Genomic DNA, 22,220 nt, shown 5'->3' with positions numbered 1-22,220 from the left:
CGGTTGTCTGTTGCCTTGATAAGGCGCCATGTTACCCCGCAGCGCCACTATGGCGTATCCACGCGCCTTGATGGAACGCCAGATAGCGCTCTGCCTCAGTTATTTATACTCAAATGCCAGCTTAATAATATTTTACCGATACCAGGGTCATCCCTAGTCTTGAGCCCAAGAAATGGCAGGCCGTTCGCGACCTAACTCCAACTTCGAAGGGTATTGAGATGACCACTGAAAAAATAAAAACAGATACGCTGATTGTTGGCGCCGGTCAGGCTGGCGTGGCCATGAGTGAACACTTGAGCAAACTAGGCGTGCCGCACCTGGTGCTGGAGCGCAATCGCATTGCCGAGCGCTGGCGCACCGGGCGCTGGGATTCGCTGGTGGCGAATGGTCCGGCGTGGCATGACCGGTTCCCTGGTCTTGATTTTGACGACCTCAGCCCCGACGAATTTGCGCCGAAAGAACGCGTCGCCGATTACTTCGAAGCCTACGCCAAGAAATTCAACGCGCCGATCCGCACCGGCGTCGATGTGCTGAAAGTCGAGCGCAATGTCGGTCGCCCGGGCTTCACCATTGAGACCTCTGAAGGCTTGATCGAAGCCAACCGCGTGGTGGCGGCCACCGGGCCTTTCCAGCGTCCGGTCATCCCGCCGATTGCTCCGAAAGATCAGCCGTTCATGCAGATCCACTCGGCCGACTACCGTAACCCGGCGCAACTGCCTGAAGGCGCGGTGCTGGTAGTCGGCGCCGGTTCGTCCGGCGTGCAGATCGCGGATGAATTGCAGCGCGCCGGCAAGAAGGTTTACCTCTCCGTCGGCGCCCACGACCGCCCTCCTCGCGCTTACCGCAACCGTGATTTCTGCTGGTGGCTGGGTGTGCTGGGCGAATGGGATCAGGCGGCGATGAAACCGGGACGGGAACACGTGACCATCGCGGTCAGCGGCGCCCATGGCGGTCGCACGGTGGACTTCCGTGGCTTGGCCCATCGCGGCATGACGCTGGTGGGTTTGACTCAATCGTTCAACGGTGGCGTGGCGACGTTCCAGGCGAATCTGGCCGACAACCTCGCACGTGGCGATGAGAACTATCTGGCGCTGCTGAATGCTGCCGATGCCTACATCGAACGCAATGGCCTCGACCTTCCGGAAGAACCTGAAGCGCGGCACGTGTTCCCGGACCCGGAGTGCGTCACCCAGCCGATTCTTGAACTCGACCTGGCAAAGGCTGGCGTGACCTCGATCATCTGGGCCACCGGTTTTGCCACGGATTACAGCTGGCTCAAGGTTGATGCTTTCGACGACAACGGCAAGCCGCAGCATCAACGCGGTGTGTCGAGCGAGGCTGGCGTGTATTTCCTTGGTCTGCCGTGGCAGTCCCGTCGCGGCTCTTCGTTCATCTGGGGTGTCTGGCATGACGCCAAGTACGTGGCTGATCACATCGCCATTCAGCGCTCGTATCTCGACTACCACGACGCGGCGCAACGCGAGGCGGAACAGGCCCCGGTCGCCCATAAAACCACGGTCAGTGCTTAAGCCTTTCCTTTTCAGGAGCTTCATATGTCCACGCCAACCCATACCCGTATTCGCATGTTCAACACCAAGGAAACCTACCCGAACCAGACCCTGGACAACGACTTGTGCCAAGCAGTCCGCGCCGGCAATACGGTTTATGTTCGTGGCCAGGTCGGGACTGATTTCGAGGGCAGACTGGTGGGTCTGGGTGACCCGCGCGCGCAAACCGAACAAGCCATGCGCAACGTCAAGCAGTTGCTGGAAGAGGCTGGCAGTGACCTGAGCCACATCGTGAAAACCACGACTTACCTGATTGACCCGCGGTATCGCGAACCGGTGTATCAGGAAGTGGGCAAGTGGTTGAAAGGCGTGTTTCCGATCTCGACCGGGTTGGTGGTTTCCGCACTCGGACAGCCGCAGTGGTTGATGGAGATTGATGTGATTGCGGTGATTCCTGAGTAAGCAGGTAAGACCCAGTCGCGGCCTTCGCGAGCAAGCTTCGCTCCTACGTTAGATCTCGATTTCATGCACGACCCCGATCCTCTGTAGGAGCGAAGCTTGCTCGCGAAGAGGCCCGCCCAGACACCTCATTCGCCAAGGCAAACCAAGGAGCAAAACCATGACCTTCTCCATCGCCGCCCGTTGCCCCGAAACCGGTCAGTTCGGCATTGCGATCAGTTCCTCCAGCATCGCCGTCGGCGCCCGCTGCCCGTGGCTGCTGCCGGGTGTCGGCGCCGTCTCCACACAAAACATCACCCTGCCGTCGTTAGGCCCGGAAGTCCTCGCCCTCCTGGAGCAAGGCCTCGCCCCTGCCGAGGCGCTGGACAAAGTCCTGACCCGCAACGGCTACAGCCAATACCGGCAGATCACCGCCATCGACCACCTCGGCCAGACCGCCCATTTCAGCGGCGCGCAAACCCTTGGCAACCACAACGCCGTGTCCGGCGAACAATGCGTCGCCGCCGGCAACATGCTCGCCGACCGCGCAGTGATCGAGGCCATGGTCGAAGCATTCGAACACGGCGAAGGCCAACTCGCCGACCGCTTGCTTGCCGCGATGAAAGCCGCCATCGCCGCCGGTGGCGAAGCCGGGCCAGTGCATTCGGCGGCGATGGCGGTGGTCGGCGAACTGACGTGGCCGATCATCAATCTGCGGGTCGATTGGGCTGACGAAAATCCAATCGGCCAGTTGGAAAAACTCTGGGACGCCTATCGCCCACAAGTCCAGGACTACATCGACCGCGCGCTCGCCCCCGACAAATCCCCCGGCTACGGCGTCGCCGGAGACGACCGATGAGCACCAGCCGTGATTTGCTGCAAACCCTGGTGGCGTTCGACACCACGAGCCGCGAATCAAACCTGCACCTGATCGAGTTCGTCCGTGACTACCTCGCGGGCTTCGACGTGCCGTGCGAACTGATCTACAACGAGCAGCGCAGCAAGGCCAATCTGTTCGCCACCATTGGCCCGGCGGATCGGCCGGGCATCGTGCTGTCGGGGCACACCGACGTGGTGCCCGTCGATGGCCAGCCGTGGACCGTTGCGCCGTTCGAACTCACCGAGCGCGATGGCAAGCTGTATGGGCGTGGCACGGCGGACATGAAAGGCTACATCGCTTGCGTGCTGGCGTTGTTGCCGTCGCTGGTGAAGTGCACCCTGCGGCTGCCGGTGCACATCGCGCTGTCCTACGACGAGGAAGTCGGTTGCCTCGGCGTGCGCTTGTTGCTGACGGAGCTGGAACAGCGACCGATTAAACCGATGCTGTGCATTATTGGCGAGCCGACCGAACTGAAACCGGTGCTCGGGCATAAAGGCAAACTGGCGATGCGCTGTGACATTCATGGTGAAGCGTGCCATTCGGCGTATGCGCCGCTTGGGGTTAACGCGATTGAATACGCCGCTGAATTGATCGGTGAACTGGGACGGATCGGTCATCGACTGAAAGCGCCCGAGCATCACGATGCGCGGTTTGATCCGCCGTTCAGCACCGTGCAGACCGGGGTGATTTGCGGTGGTAAAGCGTTGAACATCGTGCCCGCTGATTGCCGCTTCGATTTCGAAATCCGTGCGTTGCCTTCGTATGACCCGAGTGAGGTTGCGCAGGAGCTGAAGGCTTATGCGGACCAGCAAGTTTTACCGCGCATGCGTGCGGTAAGTGAACAGAGCGAGATTCGATTTAGCCAGTTGTCGGCGTACCCCGGTTTGGCGACTGATGCGCACAGCGAAGCGGCCGAGTTGATCGCCATGTTCTGCGGCTCCCGAGAATTCGGTACCGTGGCCTTCGGCACCGAGGGCGGCCTGTTCGACGCCGCCGGAATTCCCACCGTCGTCTGCGGCCCCGGCAGCATGGACCAGGGCCATAAACCCGACGAATTCGTCAGCCTCGATCAGTTGAATGGCTGTGATGAAATGCTGCAACGAATGCTCTCATCTATCTCTGGCTGACACGTAACCTGTAGGAGCGAGGCTTGCCCGCGAAGGCGGTCTGACTTTCAACATCTACGTTGACTGACACACCGTCTTCGCGGGCAAGCCTCGCTCCTACAAGTTGCGTGGTGTTTTGACGATCCGTCTGATTCGCGAAGGAATTTGAACACTCAAAAATCCCTGTGGGAGTGAGCCTGCTCGCGATAGCGGTCTGTCAGCCAAATCAATTTTGACTGACAGACCGCTATCGCGAGCAGGCTCACTCCTACAGGTTTTTCACCTTCCTACTGACCCATTTTTTTTAACGTCTATACCCACAATCTTACTCATTTATCTATCCGCCCCCACCGCACATCATCCACTCCAACAAGAAAAGCGTCGCCCCCGCGCGGCGCTCACCGAAGTACGTCCACGTACTCAAATTGCCTTGGAGTCCGTCATGGTTACCACAGCAACAACCACCGCCCCGCTCATCGAAAAACACACCATCGGCTACGTGCCGCCCGAAGATCGCCATGGCAAAACCCGCGACCTCTTTACTCTCTGGTTCGGCGGCAACATCGCCCCGCTGCCCATCGTCACCGGCGCCCTCGGCGTGCAGATGTTCCACCTCAACCTGGTCTGGGGCATCGTCGCTATTCTCGTCGGACACCTGGTCGGCGGCGTGCTGATGGCGCTGCATTCCGCGCAAGGCCCGCAGATGGGTATCCCGCAAATGATCCAGAGCCGTGCCCAGTTCGGCTCCCTCGGCGCACTGCTGGTGGTGCTGATCGCCGGCATCATGTACATCGGTTTCTTCGCCTCCAACATCGTCCTCGCCGGCAAGTCCCTGCACGGCGTCGTCGACAGCGTCCCGGTGCCCGTGGGCATTGTCATCGGCGCCCTCGGTTCCGGCATCATCGGCATCATCGGCTACCGCTTCATCCACGTGCTCAACCGCATCGGCACCTGGGTCCTCGGCGCCGGCATCGTGCTGGGTTTCGGCTACATCTTCACCCACGTGCAGACCGCCGACTTCCTCACCCGCGGTAGCTTCAATATCTCCGGTTGGCTGGCCACCGTGTCCCTCGCCGCGCTCTGGCAAATCGCCTTCGCGCCCTACGTCTCCGACTACTCGCGCTACCTGCCCGCCAACGTGCCCGTCGCCGCAACGTTCTGGACCACTTACCTCGGCACCGTCCTCGGCTCCAGCCTCTCGTTCATCTTCGGCGCCGTCGCCGTCCTCGCCACACCCGTCGGCATGGACACCATGGACGCCGTCAAACTCGCCACCGGCTCCATCGGCCCGCTGATGCTCGTGCTGTTCCTGCTCAGCGTCATCAGCCACAACGCCCTCAACCTCTACGGCGCCGTGCTGTCGCTGATCACCCTGATCCAGACCTTCGCCTACCGCTGGATCCCCACCGCCAAAAGCCGCGCCATCCTCTCGATCATCATCCTCGCCGCCTGCTGCTTCGCCGCCGTCGGCGCCTCCGCCAACTTCATCGGCCACTTCGTCGACATGGTGCTGGTGCTGCTCGTCGTGCTGGTGCCCTGGACCGCGATCAACCTGATCGACTTCTATGCGATTCACAAAGGTCAGTACGATATCAATTCGATCTTCAAAGTCGATGGCGGCATCTATGGCCGCTACAACCCGCAGGCGCTGTTGGCGTATGCGATCGGGATCGCGGTGCAGATTCCGTTTATGAACACGCCGCTGTATGTCGGGCCGATTTCGGAACACATCAACGGCGCGGATTTGTCCTGGCTGGTCGGTCTGCTGATCACTTCGCCGCTCTACTACTGGCTGGCCAACCGCGACACCGCCTACAAACGTCGCCTCTCCACCGGAAAACTGGCCAACTCGATCTAACTAAATCCCAATTCCCCTGTAGGAGTGAGCCTGCTCGCGATGAGTCCCTGACAGCCAATACTAATTTGACTGACAGACCACCATCGCGAGCACCCCCTCCTTACATCTCCCAAAATTAAATTAACCCTGCCCACCACGACTCACCTAACAGAAAGACTATCTGGAGGGTGACCATGCAAATCGAAACAATCTGGATCGTACTGACCGCAGCTCTTTTGCTGATCGAGCTATGGGCCATCAACCGAGTGCGCAAAGCCCAAGGCAAATCGAGCAACAAACTCCTGTGGATCGTAGTGATCGTGTTTGTGCCGCTGATTGGGGTGGTGGCGTGGGCATTGGCCGGACCGAAGCACACTGAACACAATCCGCATTCGCCGCAGGCTGGACAATGACGTCGGATGGTCCGCGATAACGATTTGGAAACTGCACAATTCAAAATGACAAAGCCCCGATGATTCGGGGCTTTGTTGTTTCTGGCCATCTGATCAGCACGTGAGCCACCGAAACCAAAATCCTTTGATTTTTCACATCCGAAAATCATGTAGGAAACCACCCTCCGTGGCGAGGGAGCTTGCTCCCGCTGGGCGGCGAAGCCGCCCCAAAACCCACCAAACTTTTAAACATACCCACATCTCGTAGCAGCTGGCGAAGCCTGCGTTCGGCTGCGCAGCAGCCGCAAATCCAGCACGCAAGGTCCACCTGACACTAAACAACCTCTGAACTCACGTCAGCTGCACAGCCAAACGCAGTCTCCCCCATCAGCCATAAAACTCGGATTTACGTCCTACACCCCCGTTTGCAGACACTCAAATCGCCCCCTATATTCGACCCGTCGCTGACCGCAGTTAGCGACAGGGTTTCGCAGCCCTCAAGATTGACACCAAAGTACCGTCAGGCATGATGCAGCCGGCTCCGGCTGCATAATGTTTCATGGCGGTTGTGCGTGGGAGACCTTCGGGTCTGCCGGGTTTGGTGTGGGTCTCCGGTCTGCGAACCCGCGCACAGCTGCCACCCAATTTGTTTCGCAGCAGAAAGGTGGCAATTCTTCTTTTTTGTGAGGACTTACACCATGACAACTCAACAACCGCCCCGCCGCTTCACCCCAATGTCCCAACTCGCCACCGACCACCCCGTCCTGCTCATCGACTACGACGCCCCACTGCGTGAACTCCACAACTGCCTCAGCGAACGCCTCAACGCCGTCCTCAAATACCTCAACCTCATGGCCTGCACCAGCCTCCCCGACTACGCCGAACACGACATCAACACCGTCACCAACATCGCCCGGATCATGGTCCAGGATGTGAGCGATGTGTTTCGGGTGATTGAACAGAGAGCATTTGATACGCCGAAGGCGTAGCCAACATTTCAACCTCAAAAAAACCCGCATTGATGCGGGTTTTTATGCCTATATATTTTCTTTAAGATACTTTTATTTTTTTGAAAACAATTTTCTCGCAGAATAGTTCGAGACCAGTCAATTGCGATCTTGCCACGTCCCAAACCAATAAGTCTTTCACCTTTCCAGTAAAAAAACTCCCGCTTTGGCTAACCCGCCTGAGTAGTGAATTTATTTACATTTGCAAACTCATTAGCATACCGTGCCACGTCAGCCAAAGTAACACACTCTCTAATCCTATCTTCATCAGGGTGGTTGGCATTAAACTGATACTCAAGCATAGAGACAATCATCATAATCAACTCGTCATACAACTCCGCAGACTCAGAAGAAATCGATTTTAATTCACATAGTTTGTTTTGCACAGCTACAAACTCCGGTGAATCTGGTTCTATTCTATCCTCCTTGAAAGAATAATCCCCGTTGAGATGCGCCTTTGTTTTCAGGTAGAAATATGGAAGATTTTCCAGCATATGATGTAGCATGTAAGCGTATTGCGTTTCAGAGGCTGACATTTTAAAACTCCTTTATTGGATATAACTCGCCTATCGAAACCCACTACCAAGGAACTAAATTACATACTCGCCATGCAACTCAATCTCCTTCTCTTGACAAGTGAAATATAAATGGAGTGAATCATTACGACCACTGTAAAATCTGACAGTTTTTTATATTAATTTGCGATAACTCATCAGCGCATTACGAGAAAACAACGAACCTAAATCAGCCCCCTTTTCATCCGTTTTCATACTTGGTCGCCGTTCGAGAGCGCATTTACATAGACCAGTTCTAGGACGAGTACGCGGGCGATCCCAGCAAGGTGGATGAAGAAGCCCGCAAGCATTACGCCACGCGCGAATAAGAAAATGACAGAAAAGGTGACAGATCTATTTAATTAAAGTAAGAAAAGGTGACAGTAAGAAAAGGTGACAGATCTATTTAATTAAATAGATCTGTCACCTTTTTCGCTGGTCACCTTTTTCGCTGAAAACCACTTAAAAAACAGAAAAACAAACATGTAATTCAAATAGATCTGTCACCTTTTCCTGTGCTTTTTTTCAAACAGCCGATTTTTCGATGGATACCAACTCATTCATATTGAACTCCACATCATAGTTCCCACTGCCAGGATGATACATCATTACGGTGAATTTTCGCTTCGACACATTGTATGTCTGAAGTAGCCCCTGATGGGAAGTAGGTTCATTACCTGCAGACATCTTGAATTTACACTTATTGCCCACGCCCACAGCACTGAAGATCTTTTCAACATTGGCCTCGGACACAGTCTCTTTATTATCGTGCATAAATATAACTCCTTTAATGCAATCTAGCTCCCACCAATATTGCCGTCTAGCAGCTTGTTAATAATTATCTTGTCTGATTTTAAAATAGATTACACCTGTCAAACCTGACAGGTATCTAGAACTGTTAGCGATAAAAACTAAAAATCGTCTTTCGTCAGGGTTTTAAGAGACAAAGGACAGAGGACAGAGGACAGAGGACAGACAAAGGGGACACCCATAGCCGTAAAAAGGTGACAGATCTGAATGGCACTTACTTAACCATCTTCGGATGCCCGTTTTTCCTGACCTCCACCCTTGCTGCGGCTGATTTTTACCGGCACTGCGGTTTCGTGGGCCCTCCCCACGTCACGAATTTGTACTATTTTTATAGACTCTCTGGATTGACCTGTTCCTGATCAGAACAGGCTGACGGTCATCAATGATCCGTAACAGGAGGTCGCATCATGAAGCGCTTGCTGGGGTCCCTTGGATTCTCATCGTTACTGGTGGCATCGGCGGTGTTCGCTCATCACGGCTGGAGTGAGTACGACTCGAGCAAACCCCTGCAGCTGGACGGAACGATCGAGGAGTCCGGTTATTCCCACCCGCATGGGTTCGTTCGCCTGAAGACCGACGACAAGACCTGGAACGTCATACTGGCGCCACCCTCGCGCATGGAAAACCGTGGTCTTTCCAGGGAAATGCTGACTGTCGGCAAGCGGGCTATGGTGGTTGGCTATCAGAACCGGAACAACCCCGATGAACTGCGTGCAGAACGCATCACGGTCGACAACAAAACCACTGAGTTACGCTGATGCAGACAACCAGCGCCAGCGGTGGATCGGGTCCGGGAGGCTGGCTGGACTATGTGGGTGACTCGCAACTCGGGTCGGCCATGCGAAGCGAGTTATGGCTGTATCCGATAGTCGAGGTGGTTCACATCCTTGGTTTCGTGGTGCTTGTCGGCTCTGTCGTCATGTTCGATCTGCGGGTTCTCGGGCTGTCGAGAGGTCTTCCGGTGATGGCACTGGCTCGCCACCTCCTGAGGTGGGGAGTCGTTGCCCTGTTATTGATCGTCCCGGCTGGGCTGATGATGTTTTCAGCCCATCCACACGACTTCGCATCCAACGGCGTTTTTATTCTGAAGCTTTGCTTGATCGGTATTGCGGGCCTCAATGCGGCTCTTTTTCACGTGGGTGTCTTCCGCTCAGTAGATAGATGGAACACCGACACCGCGGCGCCTGGAATAGCGAAAATCCAGGCGATTTTTTCGATTATGTTATGGATCAGCGTGGTGCTTTGCGGCCGACTGCTGGCCTATACCTGAATGAAAAAATTAAAAAAAGGGACCCGATCTATTTTTCCACTTCCAACAAATAGTATTAGAGTGCCCACCTCAAACCGCTACGGACAGAAACTCCCATGAAACCGTTGTACTCAGGCTCGCTCCTGCTTCTGATTACGGGTTGCTCGCCGATCCCGCAATACGAAACTCCTGCCAATGCCCCCCAAGCGCAGATTCGCAGTGAAATGGACGCAATGATCAATCGTCGCAACTACCTGACCCTTAGCGCAGCACCGGCCACAGCCTGCAAGTACGGAAGGTCGGTACCCGTAACACCCCCTCGGGAACTATTCTCGGTCAGCGGTGGGCACCCTTCGAAACCCGAAGGTTTTCGAGCTATCGAAGCGGGTAAACCGATCCACCTGGTGCTGGAGGGCGGAGCCAGTGGCAACCGCAGATGCACGGTCGATTTTGTCAGTGAGTTCATGCCGGGCGCCCGCTATGTGATCAAGGGCGGCATCACCGATGGCCCCAATGTCATGAGCGGCTGCCAGCTCAACATCGTTGATCTGGATTCCGGAGCTCGACTCTTTCAAGCTAAGCAGTCACCGGCCAACGGCTGTGCTCTGGATCGGTTATCACTGCCGACGCCTTGAGCGCGCTAACTGATTGAGCGCTGTCATCTATTCCGTTACTGATCGTCGTGCCCTCAACGGCGCCGGCATCAGCGTTTGTCATTTTCGTTCCTTGAAAAGTGATCGCATCCTGGCGATTGATAAGCTAAACAGCGGCATGTCTAATGACCAAACATCAGTCCAGCAGCGCAACCTTCTTCAGCAGCTCGTACAACCCGGCAGGAACCAACGGCGTATCGCCAGTAATACTGTCGAGCGGCAGCCACTTTGCAATAAAGGCAGCACCATCGCTTTCGTGAGCGTTCAAGTGGGGCCGTGCATAGACGCTGGTATCCACGAATTTCGCATCGTAGACCTGCACGATTTCGTGCCCGGGCGTGCCGGCATACGTGAAGATGTTTTCGAGCGTGCCGAGCAAGCGAACATCGGTGATGGATAAACCGAGCTCTTCATCGACTTCACGCAGCACGGCTTGGGCGCTGGTTTCGCCAAACTCGATTCCGCCACCGACTGGGCGCAAGAATGGCTTTCCAGTAATGGGGTCGTACGCTTCGTTGACCAGAATCTTGCCATCGTGATGGAAGATGCAGAGTGCGAGGGGGCGGATGCGGTGTGCGGTCATGATGTGAAGTCCATTTACTTTAGAAAAACGCTGAAACAGCTGCTTCCATTCAGTAAGGGTGTCGTCTGCGGACGCAGCCTTCGGCAGCTGCTACAGGGTTGCGTCCGTTTTGGATTAGAAGTTGGCCGGCGTGTTGGCGCTGATGATTTCTGCTTCATCCTGGCCGATATTGCGAAACTTGTGCGGCAGCGTTGTCGGGAAGTAGTAGCCATCGCCGGCGTTGAGGACACTGATCTGCCCATCAACCGTCAGCTCAACCGTCCCCCGCGTAACCAACCCACACTCCTCCCCTTCCGAATGCACAATCGGCTCCTCCCCCGAACTCGCCCCCGGCGCGTATTGCTCGCGCAACAAGCGCATCTGCCGACTCGGCACCGACGCGCCAATCAGCAACAACCGCAACCCATGACGACCGAGATCCGGTTGTTCATTGGCGCGAAACACGTATTGATGTTCACGCGGTGGCTGGTCAAAGGTAAAGAAATCCGCCAAAGACATAGGAATGCCTTCGAGCAGTTTTTTAAGCGAGCTAACGGAAGGACTGACGCGATTCTGTTCGATCAGGGAGATGGTGGCATTGGTGACGCCGCTACGCCGGGCCAGCTCGCGCTGGGACAGTTTGTAGCTTTCGCGTACTAATTTGAGTCGTGAGCCCGTGTCCATGACAGCCTTATGCGAGAAATACTTAAGGGTTATGGGGGTGGATGGCGGGCGACTTTTGGCCGCGAAAGTACCGCTTCCCTGTCCCGGAAATGTGAAAGGCGGGTATTAAATCACGTTTGGTGGTGTTGCTCAGCAGGATCGATAAATGGCTGGGTAAAAAGGTTGTTGGGCGGTGATGGCAGCGAGTTCAGTGGTGCGAATTGTGGGAGTGAATCTGCCTGTGATGGGGTGTGTCAGCCAAAATCCATGGTGGCTGATAGGGCCTCATCGCGAGCAGGCTCACTCCCACAGGTGGGTCCCGGTCGATCACACATTCTGTGTACTCCATAGATCTACTGTGGGAGTGAGCCTGCTCGCGATGGCGGTGTGTCAGCTACATCAATGGTGGCTGATGTGGCCTCATCGCGAGCAGGCTCGCTCCCACATTTTTGATCGATGGTGTGAGCAGAGCCTGTGTCGGGGCTTAGATCCCGAAGCGATCGCGCAGTGCGTAATACGCGGCGCCCATGGCGGTGAGCGGGGCCTGGAAGGTGCGGCCGCCGAGCATTGGCATGTGCGGTAATGAGGCGAACGCGTCGAAGCGTTCGGCGTCGCCGCGGATCATTTCCGAGATCAGTTTGCCGGCCAGGTGCGAGCAGGTGACGCCGTGGCCGCTGTAGCCTTGCATGTAGTAGGCGTTTTTCTCGATGCGGCCGAATTGCGGCATGCGTGACATGGTCAGCAGGAAGTTGCCGGTCCAGCGGTAGTCGATCTTCACGTCCTTCAGTTGCGGGAAGGTCTTGAGGATTTTCGGTTTGATCAGTTGCTCGATGTCATCCGGTTCGCGGGCGCCGTAGACCACGCCACCACCGTACAGCAGGCGGTTGTCGGCGGTGAGGCGGTAGTAGTCGAGCAGGTAGTTGCAGTCTTCGACGCAGTAGTTGTTTTTGATCAGGCTGCGCGCGACTTTCTCGGACAACGGTTCGGTGACGACGATTTGCGAGCCACACGGCATGCTTTTGCGCGTGACGCGGTTGTCGAGGTCTTGCGGCAGGTAGGCGTTGCCGGCGATCAGCAGGTACTTGGCGCGGACCAAGCCTTTGGCGGTGCGCACGGTGATCGGTTCGCCATAGGTGATTTCCACCGCGGCCGATTGCTCGTAGATTTTGCCACCGAGGCCGATGATGGCCGAGGCTTCGCCGAGGGCCAGGTTCAGCGGGTGGATGTGGCCGCCCTGCATGTCGAGCAGGCCGCCGACGTAGTTGTCGCAACCGACTTCGCGCTTGATGTCGGCCGCGTCGAGCATCTTCAGGTTTTTGTTGCCGTAGCGTTCCCAGCTGCTTTTCTGCTCGGCCAGGCCTTTGAGTTGCTTTTTGTTCAGCGCGGCGAAGATGCCGCCCGGTTTGTAGTCGCACTGGATGTCGTAATGTTGTATGCGCTGACGGATGATGTCGGCGCCTTCGAAGATCATGCTGCCGAGGACTTCGGCGGTCTTGTCGCCATAGCGCTCTTCGATCACATCGACGTCGCGGCTGTAGGAGTTGACCAGTTGACCGCCGTTGCGACCGCTGGCGCCGAAGCCGACTTTGGCGGCTTCGAGCACGGTCACGCTGTAGCCCGCTTCGCAAAGGAACAGGGCCGAGGACAAACCGGTGTAGCCGGCGCCGATCACGCAGACGTCGCAATCGACCGCTTGTTCCAATACCGGGAAGTCGCCGGTGAAGTTGCGGGTGGCGGCGTAGTAGCTGTTTACATGTGCTTGTTTCATACGTTTCTCCGATGATCGTCGGCAAGTACCGACGACCGCCGCTGTAGAGGTGTTAGAGCTTGATCCAGGTCGCTTTGAGTTCGGTGTATTTGTCGAACGCGTGTAGCGATTTGTCCCGACCGTTACCCGACTGCTTGTACCCGCCGAACGGCGCGGTCATGTCGCCGCCGTCGTACTGGTTGACCCAGACGCTGCCGGCGCGCAAGCCACGGGCGAAGGTGTGGGCCTTGCTCAGGTTGCTGGTCCAGACGCCTGCGGCCAGGCCGAAGATGCTGTCGTTGGCGATGGCCAAGGCTTCTTCAGCGGTGTCGAAGGTGATCAGCGACAGCACCGGGCCGAAGATTTCTTCGCGGGCGATGGTCATGGCGTTGGTCACGCCGTCGAAAATCGCCGGCACCACGTACAGGCCACCGGTGGCTTCGAGGGTGCGGCTGCCGCCCGCAATCAGTTGCGCGCCCTGGTCTTTGCCGACCTGGATGTAGCGCAACACGTTGTCCAGTTGACGCTGATCGACGACCGCGCCGACCGTGGTTTCCGGGTCCAGCGCGTGGCCCGGTTTCCAGGCTTGCAGCGCTTCCACCAGCAGCGGAATGAACTGCTCGCGGATCGAGCGCTCCACCAGCAAACGCGAACCGGCGGTGCAGACTTCGCCCTGGTTGAAGGCAATCGCACCGGCCGCCGCTTGTGCTGCCGCGCGCAAATCCGGCGCGTCGGCGAACACCACGTTCGGGCTCTTCCCCCCTGCTTCGAGCCAGACGCGTTTCATGTTGCTTTGCCCGGCGTAGATCAGCAGTTGCTTGGCAATCGCGGTCGAGCCGGTGAAGGCCAAAACATCGACATCCATGTGCAACGCCAACGCCTTGCCGACGGTGTGACCGTAGCCCGGCAGGACGTTGAACACGCCTTTCGGGATGCCGGCATCCAGCGCCAACTGGGCGATGCGGATGGCGGTCAGTGGCGACTTTTCCGAAGGTTTGAGGATGAACGAGTTGCCGGCGGCGAGGGCCGGGGCGAACTTCCAGCTGGCCATGATCAGCGGGAAGTTCCACGGCACGATGGCGGCGACCACACCCGCTGGTTCGCGAGTGATGAGGCCGAGTTGGTCGTGCGGCGTGGCGGCGACTTCGTCGTAGATTTTGTCGATGGCCTCGGCGCTCCAGCGGATCGCGTTGGCGGTCGCCGGGATGTCGATGCTCATCGAATCGTTGATCGGTTTGCCCATGTCGAGGGTTTCGAGCAGGGCGAGTTCCTCTTGGTTGGCCAGGATCAGGTCGGCGAAGCGGATCAGAATGCGCTTGCGCTCGGCCGGGGCAAGGTTGGCCCAGATGCCGGAATCGAAGGTGCGGCGTGCAACGGCCACGGCTTCGTTAGCATCGGCTTCGTCGGTGCTGGCGACGTTGGCCAGGAAACGGCCGTCGACCGGGCTGATGCATTCGAAGGTGTCACCGCTGAGTGCCGGGCGGTATTGGCCGTCGATGAATGCGCGGCTTTCGATGGATAAGGACTGGAAGCGTTGTTCCCAGTCGCTGCGGGTGTTTGTCATTGTTGTGACTCGACGCAGAGGAATAAATAGTGGGACTGAATGCCGCTCAACCAGAAAGTTGAAATGCAGCCCCCTGTAGGAGTGAGCCTGCTCGCGATAGCGGTGAATCAGGCGACATCAAGATGACTGATACGCCGCTATCGCGAGCAGGCTCACTCCTACAGTTGATCGGTTTTTCAGCCTGGAACCGGGTTCAAGCCATCAAACCGTATGCAAATACCAGTTGTACTCAAGGTCGGAGATGGAGTTCTCGAACTCGGCCAGCTCGCTTTCCTTGCACGCCACGAACACGTCGATGTACAGCGGATCGATGTATTTGGCCATGACTTCGCTGTCGTCCAGCTCGCGCAGTGCATCGCGCAGGTTGTTCGGCAGGCTCTGCTCGTTTTGTTCGTAGCTGTTGCCTTCCACCGGGGCACCCGGCTCGATTTTGTTGGTCAGGCCGTGGTGAATACCGGCCAGCACCGACGCCATCAGCAAGTACGGGTTGGCATCGGCGCCCGCTACGCGGTGTTCGATGCGCACCGAGTCCGACGAACCGGTCGGCACACGTACCGCAACGGTACGGTTGTCGATGCCCCAGCTCGGCGAGTTAGGCACGTAGAACTGCGCGCCGAAACGACGGTACGAGTTGACGTTCGGGCACAAGAAGGCCATCTGCGCCGGCAGGGTCTCGAGCACACCGCCGATCGCGTGTCGCAGGGCGGCGTTCTGCTCGGGATCCTCGCTGGCAAAGATGTTGTTACCTTCTTTGTCGAGAATCGAAATGTGTACGTGCAAACCGTTGCCCGCCTGGCCCGGATACGGCTTGGCCATAAACGTGGTGTCCATCTCGTGGTCGTAGGCGATGTTCTTCACCAGACGCTTGAGCAACACCGCGTAGTCGCAGGCCTTGATCGGGTCGTTGACGTGATGCAGGTTCACTTCGAACTGCGCCGGGGCGCTTTCCTTGACGATGGCGTCGGCAGGAATGCCCTGCTCTTTCGCGCCTTCGAGGATGTCTTGCAGGCAGTCGACGTATTCGTCGAGGTCGTCGATCAGGTAGACCTGGGTCGACACCGGACGCTTGCCCGATACCGGCGAACGCGGTGACTGCGGACGACCGTTCACGTTGTCCTGGTCAATCAGGTAGAACTCCAGCTCGAACGCCGCGCAGATGGTCAGGCCCAGATCGTCGAACTTGCGCACGATGTTGGCCAGCACTTCGCGTGGATCGGCAAAGAACGGCTCGCCTTCCAGTTCGTGCATGGTCATCAGCAACTGAGCGGTCGGGCGCTTCTGCCACGGCTCAATGCTCAGGGTGCCAGGGATGGGAAAGCAGATCCGGTCCGAGTCGCCGATGTCCAGACCCAGCCCGGTGCTTTCCACCGTGGAGCCGTTGATGTCCAGAGCAAACAGTGACGCCGGGAGGTTGATGCCTTTTTCGTAAACCTTATGAAGACTGGTGCGCTCGATGCGCTTGCCGCGCACCACACCGTTCATATCCGCAATCAGAAGGTCGACGTACAAAACCTCAGGATATTTCTTAAGGAATGCGTTTGCTTCGTTGAGTTGAACGGTACGCAGAGGGACCGACATGATGCACCTATTAGCTGTTAATTATTATGTTCACTACCTTGTTGCGAGCCCAGTCAACCCGAACGGCAAAGTGAAGTCAATAGCGAACACTTGACCTCTCAACCTTTATTTTCGGGCCTTTTATGGGCACGAGAGTGCCAATCAAGTCCTGCGCACCGCGTAAACCCTCAGGATCGGACGTACGGCGTTTAGAATTTTTTACATGAGAGTTGTTAATTAAAATCAACAAGGCTAAGCTCCGGAAAAGCTCGTTCAAGTGTGAAACTTCGAGGTGATAAAAATGGCATTCAAGCCATTGATCGGCATTACTGCATGCGTCAAACAGATTGGCCTGCACCCCTACCACGTCAGCGGCGACAAGTATTTGCGTGCTGTCAGCGTCGCGGCTTTGGGGCTGCCTGTGATCATTCCTTCCTTAGGCGAACTGACTGAAATCGATGATGTGCTCGCGCATCTCGACGGTCTGCTGCTGACCGGCTCACCCTCGAATGTGGAACCTTTCCACTATCAAGGCCCGGCCAGTGCCCCCGGCACGGATCACGATCCGGCGCGGGACGCCACCACCCTTCCTTTATTGCGTGCAGCCATTGCGGCGGGCGTTCCCGTGCTCGGCATCTGCCGCGGCTTCCAGGAAATGAACGTGGCCTTCGGCGGCAGCCTGCATCAGAAGGTGCATGAACTGCCCGGCATGCTCGATCACCGGGAAGCCGACAGTCCAGAGCTCGCGGTGCAATACGCTCCGGCGCATGCGGTGACGGTGCAACCGGGTGGCGTATTCGAAGCGCTGGAGTTGCCGGCCGAGTTCAGGGTCAATTCGATTCACAGCCAGGGCATTGATCGATTGGCGCCGGGCTTGCGCTCGGAAGCCATCGCGCCGGACGGTTTGATCGAGGCGATTTCCGTAGAACACAGCCCGACCTTTGCCGTCGGTGTGCAATGGCACCCGGAATGGCAGGTCCTGTCGAACCCGCCTTACTTGAGTATTTTCCAGGCGTTCGGCGATGCGTGCCGGCGACGGGCCGCGTTGCGTAAAACCCGCTGACCTAAAACACGAATTTACTGCCCCCGCGAGTCAGGCGGGCGTGCCTTTGCGCGTCCGTGACTTGCGAAACAACACACTGCAATAACAACAAGTACGACCCCGGCAGCCAGGACGGCGGCGCCGAATAAGCCCGAGCGGTATGGATCAGGCGAGCGCAACTTCTTGTAGGAGCGAGGCTTGCCCGCGAAGGCGGAGTGTCAGTCGACATCATCGTTGCCTGATACACCGCCTTCGCGGGCAAGCCTCGCTCCTACAAGGGAACGCGCCAACCGAATGCCCCGGGCTTGCAATCCACTCTTAAGTCAGGCCGCGTTGGCCCGACGACTGAAACCTGTTGGGAGTTTCACATGGCAAACGCCTCCAGCATCTACAGGAAGGCTCTTGAAGGTCACCAGACATCGAAAAAGGTGCTGGTGAAAGTCGACCGCGTCACCAAGAAATTCGACGAAACCTGCGCAGTAGACGATGTCTCGCTTGAGATCCATCAAGGCGAAATCTTCGCCCTGCTCGGCGGTTCCGGCTCTGGTAAATCGACCCTGCTGCGCATGCTCGCCGGCTTCGAGCGCCCGACCGAAGGGCGGATTTTCCTCGACGGCGTCGACATCACCGACATGCCGCCGTACGAACGGCCGATCAACATGATGTTCCAGTCGTACGCCTTGTTCCCGCACATGACCGTCGCCCAGAACATCGCCTTCGGCCTCAAGCAGGACCGTTTGCCCGCCAGCGAAATCGACGCCCGCGTTGAAGAGATGCTGCGCCTGGTGCACATGACCCAGTACGCCAAACGCAAACCCCATCAGTTGTCTGGCGGCCAACGTCAGCGCGTGGCCCTCGCCCGCTCCCTGGCCAAACGTCCGAAGCTGCTGCTGCTCGACGAACCGATGGGCGCACTGGATAAAAAGCTGCGTTCGCAAATGCAACTGGAGTTGGTCGAGATCATCGAGCGGGTCGGCGTGACCTGCGTGATGGTGACCCACGACCAGGAAGAGGCCATGACCATGGCCCAGCGCATTGCGATCATGCACCTGGGCTGGATCGCGCAGATCGGCAGCCCGGTCGACATCTATGAAGCACCGGTCAGCCGCATGGTCTGCGAGTTCATCGGCAACGTGAACGCCTTCGAAGGCACCGTTGTGGAAGACCTTGAAGGTCACGCGATCATTCACAGCCCGGACCTGGAGCAGAAGATTTACGTCGGTCACGGCGTCAGCACCTCGGTGCAGGACAAGTCGATCACCTACGCGATCCGCCCGGAAAAAATGCTGGTCAGCACCCTCAAGCCGGACACCCGCTACAACTGGTCCGAAGGCAAAGTGCATGACATCGCCTACCTTGGCGGTCACTCGGTGTTTTACGTCGAGCTGCCTGGCGGCAAGGTCGTGCAATCGTTCATGGCCAACGCCGAACGCCGTGGCGCCCGTCCGACCTGGGACGACAAAGTCTACGTGTGGTGGGAAGACGACAGCGGCGTGGTACTGCGCTCATGAAAACACTCAATCAGCAGTTCATGCGGCTGATGCCGAGTGGTCGAAAGCTCGTCATCGGGATTCCGTTCCTGTGGCTTTGCCTGTTTTTCCTGTTGCCGTTCTTCCTGGTGATGAAGATCAGCTTCTCGGAAGCGGCGCTGGCCATTCCTCCTTACTCCGAGATCTACACCTTCGCCGAGCAGAAATTCCAGCTGCTGCTGAACCTCGGCAACTACTCGCTGCTGACCCAGGATGAGCTGTATATCTCGGCCTACTTCGGCTCGTTGAAGGTCGCGTTTTTAAGCACGCTAATGTGCCTGGTGATCGGTTTCCCGATGGCCTACGCGATCACCAAGGCGAACAAGGAAACGCAAAACGTTCTGCTGTTGCTGATCATGATGCCGACCTGGACCGCGATTCTGATCCGTGTTTATGCGTGGATGGGCATCCTCAGCAACAACGGTTTGCTCAACGGTTTTTTGATGTGGACCGGGCTGACGGATCACCCGATCGAGATCCTCAACACCAACACGGCCGTCTATATAGGGGTTGTTTACGCCTACTTGCCGTTCATGGTGTTGCCGCTGTACGCCAACCTGGTCAAGCACGATCAGAGCCTGCTGGAAGCCGCGTCGGACCTGGGTTCGAGCAATTTCAACAACTTCTGGAAAATCACCGTGCCGCTGGCCAAGAACGGGATCATTGCAGGCGCAATGCTGGTGTTCATTCCGGTGGTCGGTGAGTTCGTGATTCCGGAGCTGCTGGGTGGTCCGGAGACGCTGATGATCGGACGTGTGCTGTGGCAAGAGTTCTTCAACAACCGCGACTGGCCGGTGGCGTCTGCCCTGGCGGTGGTGATGCTGTTGATCCTGATTGTGCCGATTCTGCTGTTCAACCGCAGCCAGGCCAAAGAGATGGAGGCACGGGGATGAAACGCTTCGGATTTTCAAAGTTCATGCTGGTTTTCGGCCTGTCGTTTATCTACCTGCCGATGTTGATTCTGGTGATCTACTCGTTCAACGCCTCGAAACTGGTGACGGTGTGGGGCGGCTGGTCGTTCAAGTGGTACGCCGGTTTGCTCGACAACACGCAACTGATGGGCTCGGTGGTGCGCTCGCTGGAAATCGCCTGCTACACCGCGATTGCAGCGGTCGCATTGGGGACACTGGCAGCGTTTGTGCTGACTCGCGTGACACGCTTTAAGGGTCGTACGCTGTTTGGTGGTTTGGTGACGGCGCCGTTGGTGATGCCGGAAGTGATTACCGGTCTGTCGTTGTTGCTGCTGTTTGTGGCGATGGCGCAGTTGATCGGCTGGCCGATGGAGCGTGGCATCGTCACGATCTGGATCGCCCACACCACGTTCTGCGCGGCGTATGTGGCGGTGGTGGTCTCGGCGCGTTTGCGTGAGCTGGACCTGTCCATCGAAGAAGCGGCCATGGACCTCGGGGCAAAGCCGTTCAAGGTGTTTTTCCTGATCACCATTCCGATGATCGCGCCTTCACTGGCGGCCGGCGGCATGATGTCGTTTGCCTTGTCGCTGGATGACCTGGTACTGGCGAGTTTCGTGTCTGGCCCGGGTTCGACGACCTTGCCGATGGAAGTGTTCTCGGCGGTGCGTCTGGGTGTGAAGCCCGAGATCAACGCCGTGGCCAGTCTGATTCTGTTGGCCGTTTCGATTGTGACGTTCATGGTCTGGTACTTCAGCCGCCGCGCCGAAGCCACCCGCAAACGTGCGATTCAGGAAGCGATGGACCAGACTGCCAACGAATCGTGGCAGCAACCTAAAAAGCAGATGGTAGAAGCGACAGCCTAAGGGCCGGCAGCACGCACACTTTGTAGCAGCTGGCGAAGCCTGCGTTCGGCTGCGAAGCAGTCGTAAAACCTGCGAATTCAATCTTCCTGAAAGAACCGCAGTGTCTGAATTCACGACTGCTTCGCAGCCGAACGCAGGCTTCGCCAGCTGCTACAAGGGGTGCGCGAAGGCTGCAATTGTTTTGCGTACTTGAATAAAAAAGAATGGAGTTGTACCGATGAAAATGTTTGGCAGGACTCTGCTGACACTGTCCTTATTGGGCGCGATTGCCACGGCTGCCCAGGCCAATGACAAGGTTCTGCGCGTCTATAACTGGTCCGATTACATCGCCCCGGACACGGTCAAGAAGTTCGAAGACGAGACCGGTATTCGCGTGACCTACGATGTGTTCGACAGCAATGAAACCCTTGAGGCACGCCTGCTCGCGGGCAAATCCGGCTACGACATCGTCGTGCCGTCCAACAGTTTCCTGGCCAAACAGATCAAGGCCGGCGTCTATCAGGAACTGGACAAGTCGAAGCTGTCGAACTGGAAAAACCTCAACCCGGTGCTGCTGAAAAACGCTTCCGCGAGCGACCCGAATAACGGCCACGCCTTCCCGTACATGTGGGGGTCGATCGGCATTGGCTTCAACCCGGCCAAGGTCAAGGAAGTGCTAGGCGCCAACGCACCGACCAACTCCTGGGACCTGCTGTTCAAACCGGAAAACGCGGAAAAACTCAAAGCCTGCGGCATCAGCTTCCTCGACTCGCCGACGGAAATGCTCCCGGCAGCCCTGCACTACCTGGGTTACCCGGTGAACTCGCAGGACAAGGGGCAGATCGCTGAGGCTGAAGCGCTGTTCATGAAGATTCGTCCTTCGGTGGCGTATTTCCATTCGTCGAAATACATCTCCGACCTGGCTAACGGCAACATCTGCGTCGCGGTCGGTTACTCCGGCGATGTGCTGCAAGCCAAGGCTCGCGCTCAGGAAGCGGGCGACAAGGTGAAGATCGACTACAGCATTCCGAAAGAAGGCGCCGGCAGTTTCTACGACATGGTCGCCATTCCACAGGACGCGGCGAACGTGGAAAACGCCTACCTGTTCATGAACTTTCTGATGCGCCCGGACATCATCGCCGAGATCACCAACAACATCGGCTACAGCAATGCCAACGCGGCAGCCACGCCATTGGTGGATGAGGCGATCCGGGATGATCCGGGGTCGTATCCGCCGCAAGACGTGATGGCGACGTTGTATGCCATTCCGGACATGCCGATCGGCGTTCAGCGGGTGATGACCCGGGGCTGGACGCGGGTGAAGCTCGGGAAGTAATTGCGCGCGCCCTTTGTAGGAGCGAGGCTTGCC

The 22,220-nt window shown here is 57.4% G+C and carries 22 protein-coding genes; 15 read left to right on the top strand and 7 right to left on the bottom strand.

Translation table 11 applies throughout. The features are described 5' to 3' along the window. Positions 1-218: 218 nt before the first annotated feature. The 7 genes from ACYZTY_RS10390 to ACYZTY_RS10360 all read left to right on the top strand — a co-directional run bounded on the left by ACYZTY_RS10390 (position 219) and on the right by ACYZTY_RS10360 (position 7,150). The gene (locus tag ACYZTY_RS10390) at positions 219-1,529 is read left to right on the top strand and encodes a flavin-containing monooxygenase (RefSeq protein ID WP_461958390.1); all 1,311 of its coding nucleotides are present in this window, start codon (positions 219-221) and stop codon (positions 1,527-1,529) included. A 24-nt stretch (positions 1,530-1,553) separates the two neighbouring features. Continuing rightward, entirely contained in the window at positions 1,554-1,970 is a 417-nt protein-coding gene (locus ACYZTY_RS10385; protein ID WP_461958389.1) for a RidA family protein, read from the top strand. Positions 1,971-2,127: 157 nt separating this feature from the next. Next, complete coding sequence (locus ACYZTY_RS10380; protein ID WP_461958388.1) at positions 2,128-2,805, top strand: DUF1028 domain-containing protein; 678 nt, start codon at positions 2,128-2,130, stop codon at positions 2,803-2,805. Continuing rightward, positions 2,802-3,953, top strand: a complete 1,152-nt coding sequence (gene argE, locus ACYZTY_RS10375) for an acetylornithine deacetylase (protein ID WP_461958387.1) — start codon at positions 2,802-2,804, stop codon at positions 3,951-3,953. Before ACYZTY_RS10380 ends, argE begins: the two co-directional genes overlap by 4 nt. A gap of 421 nt (positions 3,954-4,374) precedes the next feature. Beyond that, the gene (locus ACYZTY_RS10370; protein WP_461958386.1) at positions 4,375-5,790 is read left to right on the top strand and encodes a purine-cytosine permease family protein; all 1,416 of its coding nucleotides are present in this window, start codon (positions 4,375-4,377) and stop codon (positions 5,788-5,790) included. Between the two features lie 173 nt (positions 5,791-5,963). Next, a complete protein-coding gene (locus tag ACYZTY_RS10365) occupies positions 5,964-6,182 on the top strand; it encodes a PLD nuclease N-terminal domain-containing protein (RefSeq protein WP_131062273.1) in 219 nt (72 codons plus the stop codon). A gap of 677 nt (positions 6,183-6,859) precedes the next feature. Then, the gene (locus tag ACYZTY_RS10360; protein ID WP_461958385.1) at positions 6,860-7,150 is read left to right on the top strand and encodes a fructose-bisphosphate aldolase; all 291 of its coding nucleotides are present in this window, start codon (positions 6,860-6,862) and stop codon (positions 7,148-7,150) included. A gap of 188 nt (positions 7,151-7,338) precedes the next feature. Here ACYZTY_RS10360 and ACYZTY_RS10355 read toward each other — a convergent pair whose 3' ends face one another. Both ACYZTY_RS10355 and ACYZTY_RS10350 read right to left on the bottom strand, forming a co-directional pair. Then, positions 7,339-7,704: a hypothetical protein gene (locus ACYZTY_RS10355; RefSeq protein ID WP_461958384.1), complete on the bottom strand. Its 366-nt coding sequence runs from the start codon at positions 7,702-7,704 to the stop codon at positions 7,339-7,341. 543 nt (positions 7,705-8,247) lie between these two features. Next, on the bottom strand, positions 8,248-8,496 hold the full coding sequence (locus ACYZTY_RS10350; protein WP_461958383.1) for a hypothetical protein: 249 nt from the start codon (positions 8,494-8,496) through the stop codon (positions 8,248-8,250). A gap of 443 nt (positions 8,497-8,939) precedes the next feature. Between ACYZTY_RS10350 and ACYZTY_RS10345 the strand changes: the two genes are divergently transcribed. The 3 genes from ACYZTY_RS10345 to ACYZTY_RS10335 all read left to right on the top strand — a co-directional run bounded on the left by ACYZTY_RS10345 (position 8,940) and on the right by ACYZTY_RS10335 (position 10,416). Beyond that, entirely contained in the window at positions 8,940-9,290 is a 351-nt protein-coding gene (locus ACYZTY_RS10345; protein ID WP_461958382.1) for a DUF6152 family protein, read from the top strand. Continuing rightward, positions 9,290-9,802: a DUF6644 family protein gene (locus ACYZTY_RS10340; protein ID WP_461958381.1), complete on the top strand. Its 513-nt coding sequence runs from the start codon at positions 9,290-9,292 to the stop codon at positions 9,800-9,802. Before ACYZTY_RS10345 ends, ACYZTY_RS10340 begins: the two co-directional genes overlap by 1 nt. Positions 9,803-9,897: 95 nt before the next feature. After that, positions 9,898-10,416 (top strand): hypothetical protein, encoded by a 519-nt coding sequence (locus ACYZTY_RS10335; RefSeq protein WP_461958380.1) that lies wholly within the window; start codon positions 9,898-9,900, stop codon positions 10,414-10,416. A 154-nt stretch (positions 10,417-10,570) separates the two neighbouring features. On the opposite strand, the gene ACYZTY_RS10330 is transcribed toward ACYZTY_RS10335, so the two are convergent. From ACYZTY_RS10330 to ACYZTY_RS10310, 5 genes are all read right to left on the bottom strand, one after another. Continuing rightward, on the bottom strand, positions 10,571-11,017 hold the full coding sequence (locus ACYZTY_RS10330) for an NUDIX hydrolase (RefSeq protein ID WP_461958379.1): 447 nt from the start codon (positions 11,015-11,017) through the stop codon (positions 10,571-10,573). 114 nt (positions 11,018-11,131) lie between these two features. Further along, positions 11,132-11,680, bottom strand: coding sequence for a cupin domain-containing protein (locus ACYZTY_RS10325; protein ID WP_007946335.1), 549 nt, complete (start codon positions 11,678-11,680; stop codon positions 11,132-11,134). Between the two features lie 463 nt (positions 11,681-12,143). Beyond that, a complete protein-coding gene (locus ACYZTY_RS10320) occupies positions 12,144-13,427 on the bottom strand; it encodes an NAD(P)/FAD-dependent oxidoreductase (RefSeq protein WP_461958378.1) in 1,284 nt (427 codons plus the stop codon). A 52-nt stretch (positions 13,428-13,479) separates the two neighbouring features. After that, complete coding sequence (locus ACYZTY_RS10315) at positions 13,480-14,970, bottom strand: aldehyde dehydrogenase (RefSeq protein ID WP_461958377.1); 1,491 nt, start codon at positions 14,968-14,970, stop codon at positions 13,480-13,482. A gap of 201 nt (positions 14,971-15,171) precedes the next feature. After that, positions 15,172-16,548: a glutamine synthetase family protein gene (locus tag ACYZTY_RS10310; RefSeq protein WP_461958376.1), complete on the bottom strand. Its 1,377-nt coding sequence runs from the start codon at positions 16,546-16,548 to the stop codon at positions 15,172-15,174. A gap of 280 nt (positions 16,549-16,828) precedes the next feature. Between ACYZTY_RS10310 and ACYZTY_RS10305 the strand changes: the two genes are divergently transcribed. From ACYZTY_RS10305 to ACYZTY_RS10285, 5 genes are all read left to right on the top strand, one after another. Next, positions 16,829-17,590 carry a gamma-glutamyl-gamma-aminobutyrate hydrolase family protein gene (locus ACYZTY_RS10305; protein WP_461958375.1) on the top strand — a complete coding sequence of 254 codons (762 nt, stop codon included), beginning with the start codon at positions 16,829-16,831 and terminating at the stop codon, positions 17,588-17,590. Between the two features lie 347 nt (positions 17,591-17,937). Continuing rightward, positions 17,938-19,080: a polyamine ABC transporter ATP-binding protein gene (gene potA / locus ACYZTY_RS10300; RefSeq protein ID WP_131062288.1), complete on the top strand. Its 1,143-nt coding sequence runs from the start codon at positions 17,938-17,940 to the stop codon at positions 19,078-19,080. Between the two features lie 29 nt (positions 19,081-19,109). Further along, the gene (locus tag ACYZTY_RS10295; RefSeq protein ID WP_461959291.1) at positions 19,110-19,991 is read left to right on the top strand and encodes an ABC transporter permease subunit; all 882 of its coding nucleotides are present in this window, start codon (positions 19,110-19,112) and stop codon (positions 19,989-19,991) included. After that, on the top strand, positions 19,988-20,872 hold the full coding sequence (locus ACYZTY_RS10290) for an ABC transporter permease subunit (protein ID WP_461958374.1): 885 nt from the start codon (positions 19,988-19,990) through the stop codon (positions 20,870-20,872). The genes ACYZTY_RS10295 and ACYZTY_RS10290 overlap by 4 nt, the downstream gene beginning before the upstream one ends. A 217-nt stretch (positions 20,873-21,089) precedes the next feature. Continuing rightward, positions 21,090-22,187: a polyamine ABC transporter substrate-binding protein gene (locus ACYZTY_RS10285; RefSeq protein ID WP_461958373.1), complete on the top strand. Its 1,098-nt coding sequence runs from the start codon at positions 21,090-21,092 to the stop codon at positions 22,185-22,187. The last annotated feature ends 33 nt before the right edge of the window (positions 22,188-22,220 follow it).

Source organism: Pseudomonas sp. LB1P83, from assembly GCF_054897885.1.
This window is presented reverse-complemented; position numbering and strand designations above follow the sequence as displayed.

Coding starts and splice junctions, on each gene's coding strand:
- ACYZTY_RS10335 (WP_461958380.1), top strand. CDS start 9,898: ATGAAACCGTTGTACTCAGGCTCGCTCCTGCTTCTGATTACGGGTTGC.
- ACYZTY_RS10365 (WP_131062273.1), top strand. CDS start 5,964: ATGCAAATCGAAACAATCTGGATCGTACTGACCGCAGCTCTTTTGCTG.
- potA (WP_131062288.1), top strand. CDS start 17,938: ATGGCAAACGCCTCCAGCATCTACAGGAAGGCTCTTGAAGGTCACCAG.
- ACYZTY_RS10285 (WP_461958373.1), top strand. CDS start 21,090: ATGAAAATGTTTGGCAGGACTCTGCTGACACTGTCCTTATTGGGCGCG.
- ACYZTY_RS10320 (WP_461958378.1), bottom strand. CDS start 13,427: ATGAAACAAGCACATGTAAACAGCTACTACGCCGCCACCCGCAACTTC.
- ACYZTY_RS10370 (WP_461958386.1), top strand. CDS start 4,375: ATGGTTACCACAGCAACAACCACCGCCCCGCTCATCGAAAAACACACC.
- ACYZTY_RS10290 (WP_461958374.1), top strand. CDS start 19,988: ATGAAACGCTTCGGATTTTCAAAGTTCATGCTGGTTTTCGGCCTGTCG.
- ACYZTY_RS10390 (WP_461958390.1), top strand. CDS start 219: ATGACCACTGAAAAAATAAAAACAGATACGCTGATTGTTGGCGCCGGT.
- ACYZTY_RS10380 (WP_461958388.1), top strand. CDS start 2,128: ATGACCTTCTCCATCGCCGCCCGTTGCCCCGAAACCGGTCAGTTCGGC.
- ACYZTY_RS10345 (WP_461958382.1), top strand. CDS start 8,940: ATGAAGCGCTTGCTGGGGTCCCTTGGATTCTCATCGTTACTGGTGGCA.
- ACYZTY_RS10340 (WP_461958381.1), top strand. CDS start 9,290: ATGCAGACAACCAGCGCCAGCGGTGGATCGGGTCCGGGAGGCTGGCTG.
- ACYZTY_RS10305 (WP_461958375.1), top strand. CDS start 16,829: ATGGCATTCAAGCCATTGATCGGCATTACTGCATGCGTCAAACAGATT.
- ACYZTY_RS10315 (WP_461958377.1), bottom strand. CDS start 14,970: ATGACAAACACCCGCAGCGACTGGGAACAACGCTTCCAGTCCTTATCC.
- ACYZTY_RS10355 (WP_461958384.1), bottom strand. CDS start 7,704: ATGTCAGCCTCTGAAACGCAATACGCTTACATGCTACATCATATGCTG.
- ACYZTY_RS10350 (WP_461958383.1), bottom strand. CDS start 8,496: ATGCACGATAATAAAGAGACTGTGTCCGAGGCCAATGTTGAAAAGATC.
- argE (WP_461958387.1), top strand. CDS start 2,802: ATGAGCACCAGCCGTGATTTGCTGCAAACCCTGGTGGCGTTCGACACC.
- ACYZTY_RS10330 (WP_461958379.1), bottom strand. CDS start 11,017: ATGACCGCACACCGCATCCGCCCCCTCGCACTCTGCATCTTCCATCAC.
- ACYZTY_RS10360 (WP_461958385.1), top strand. CDS start 6,860: ATGACAACTCAACAACCGCCCCGCCGCTTCACCCCAATGTCCCAACTC.
- ACYZTY_RS10385 (WP_461958389.1), top strand. CDS start 1,554: ATGTCCACGCCAACCCATACCCGTATTCGCATGTTCAACACCAAGGAA.
- ACYZTY_RS10295 (WP_461959291.1), top strand. CDS start 19,110: ATGCCGAGTGGTCGAAAGCTCGTCATCGGGATTCCGTTCCTGTGGCTT.
- ACYZTY_RS10325 (WP_007946335.1), bottom strand. CDS start 11,680: ATGGACACGGGCTCACGACTCAAATTAGTACGCGAAAGCTACAAACTG.
- ACYZTY_RS10310 (WP_461958376.1), bottom strand. CDS start 16,548: ATGTCGGTCCCTCTGCGTACCGTTCAACTCAACGAAGCAAACGCATTC.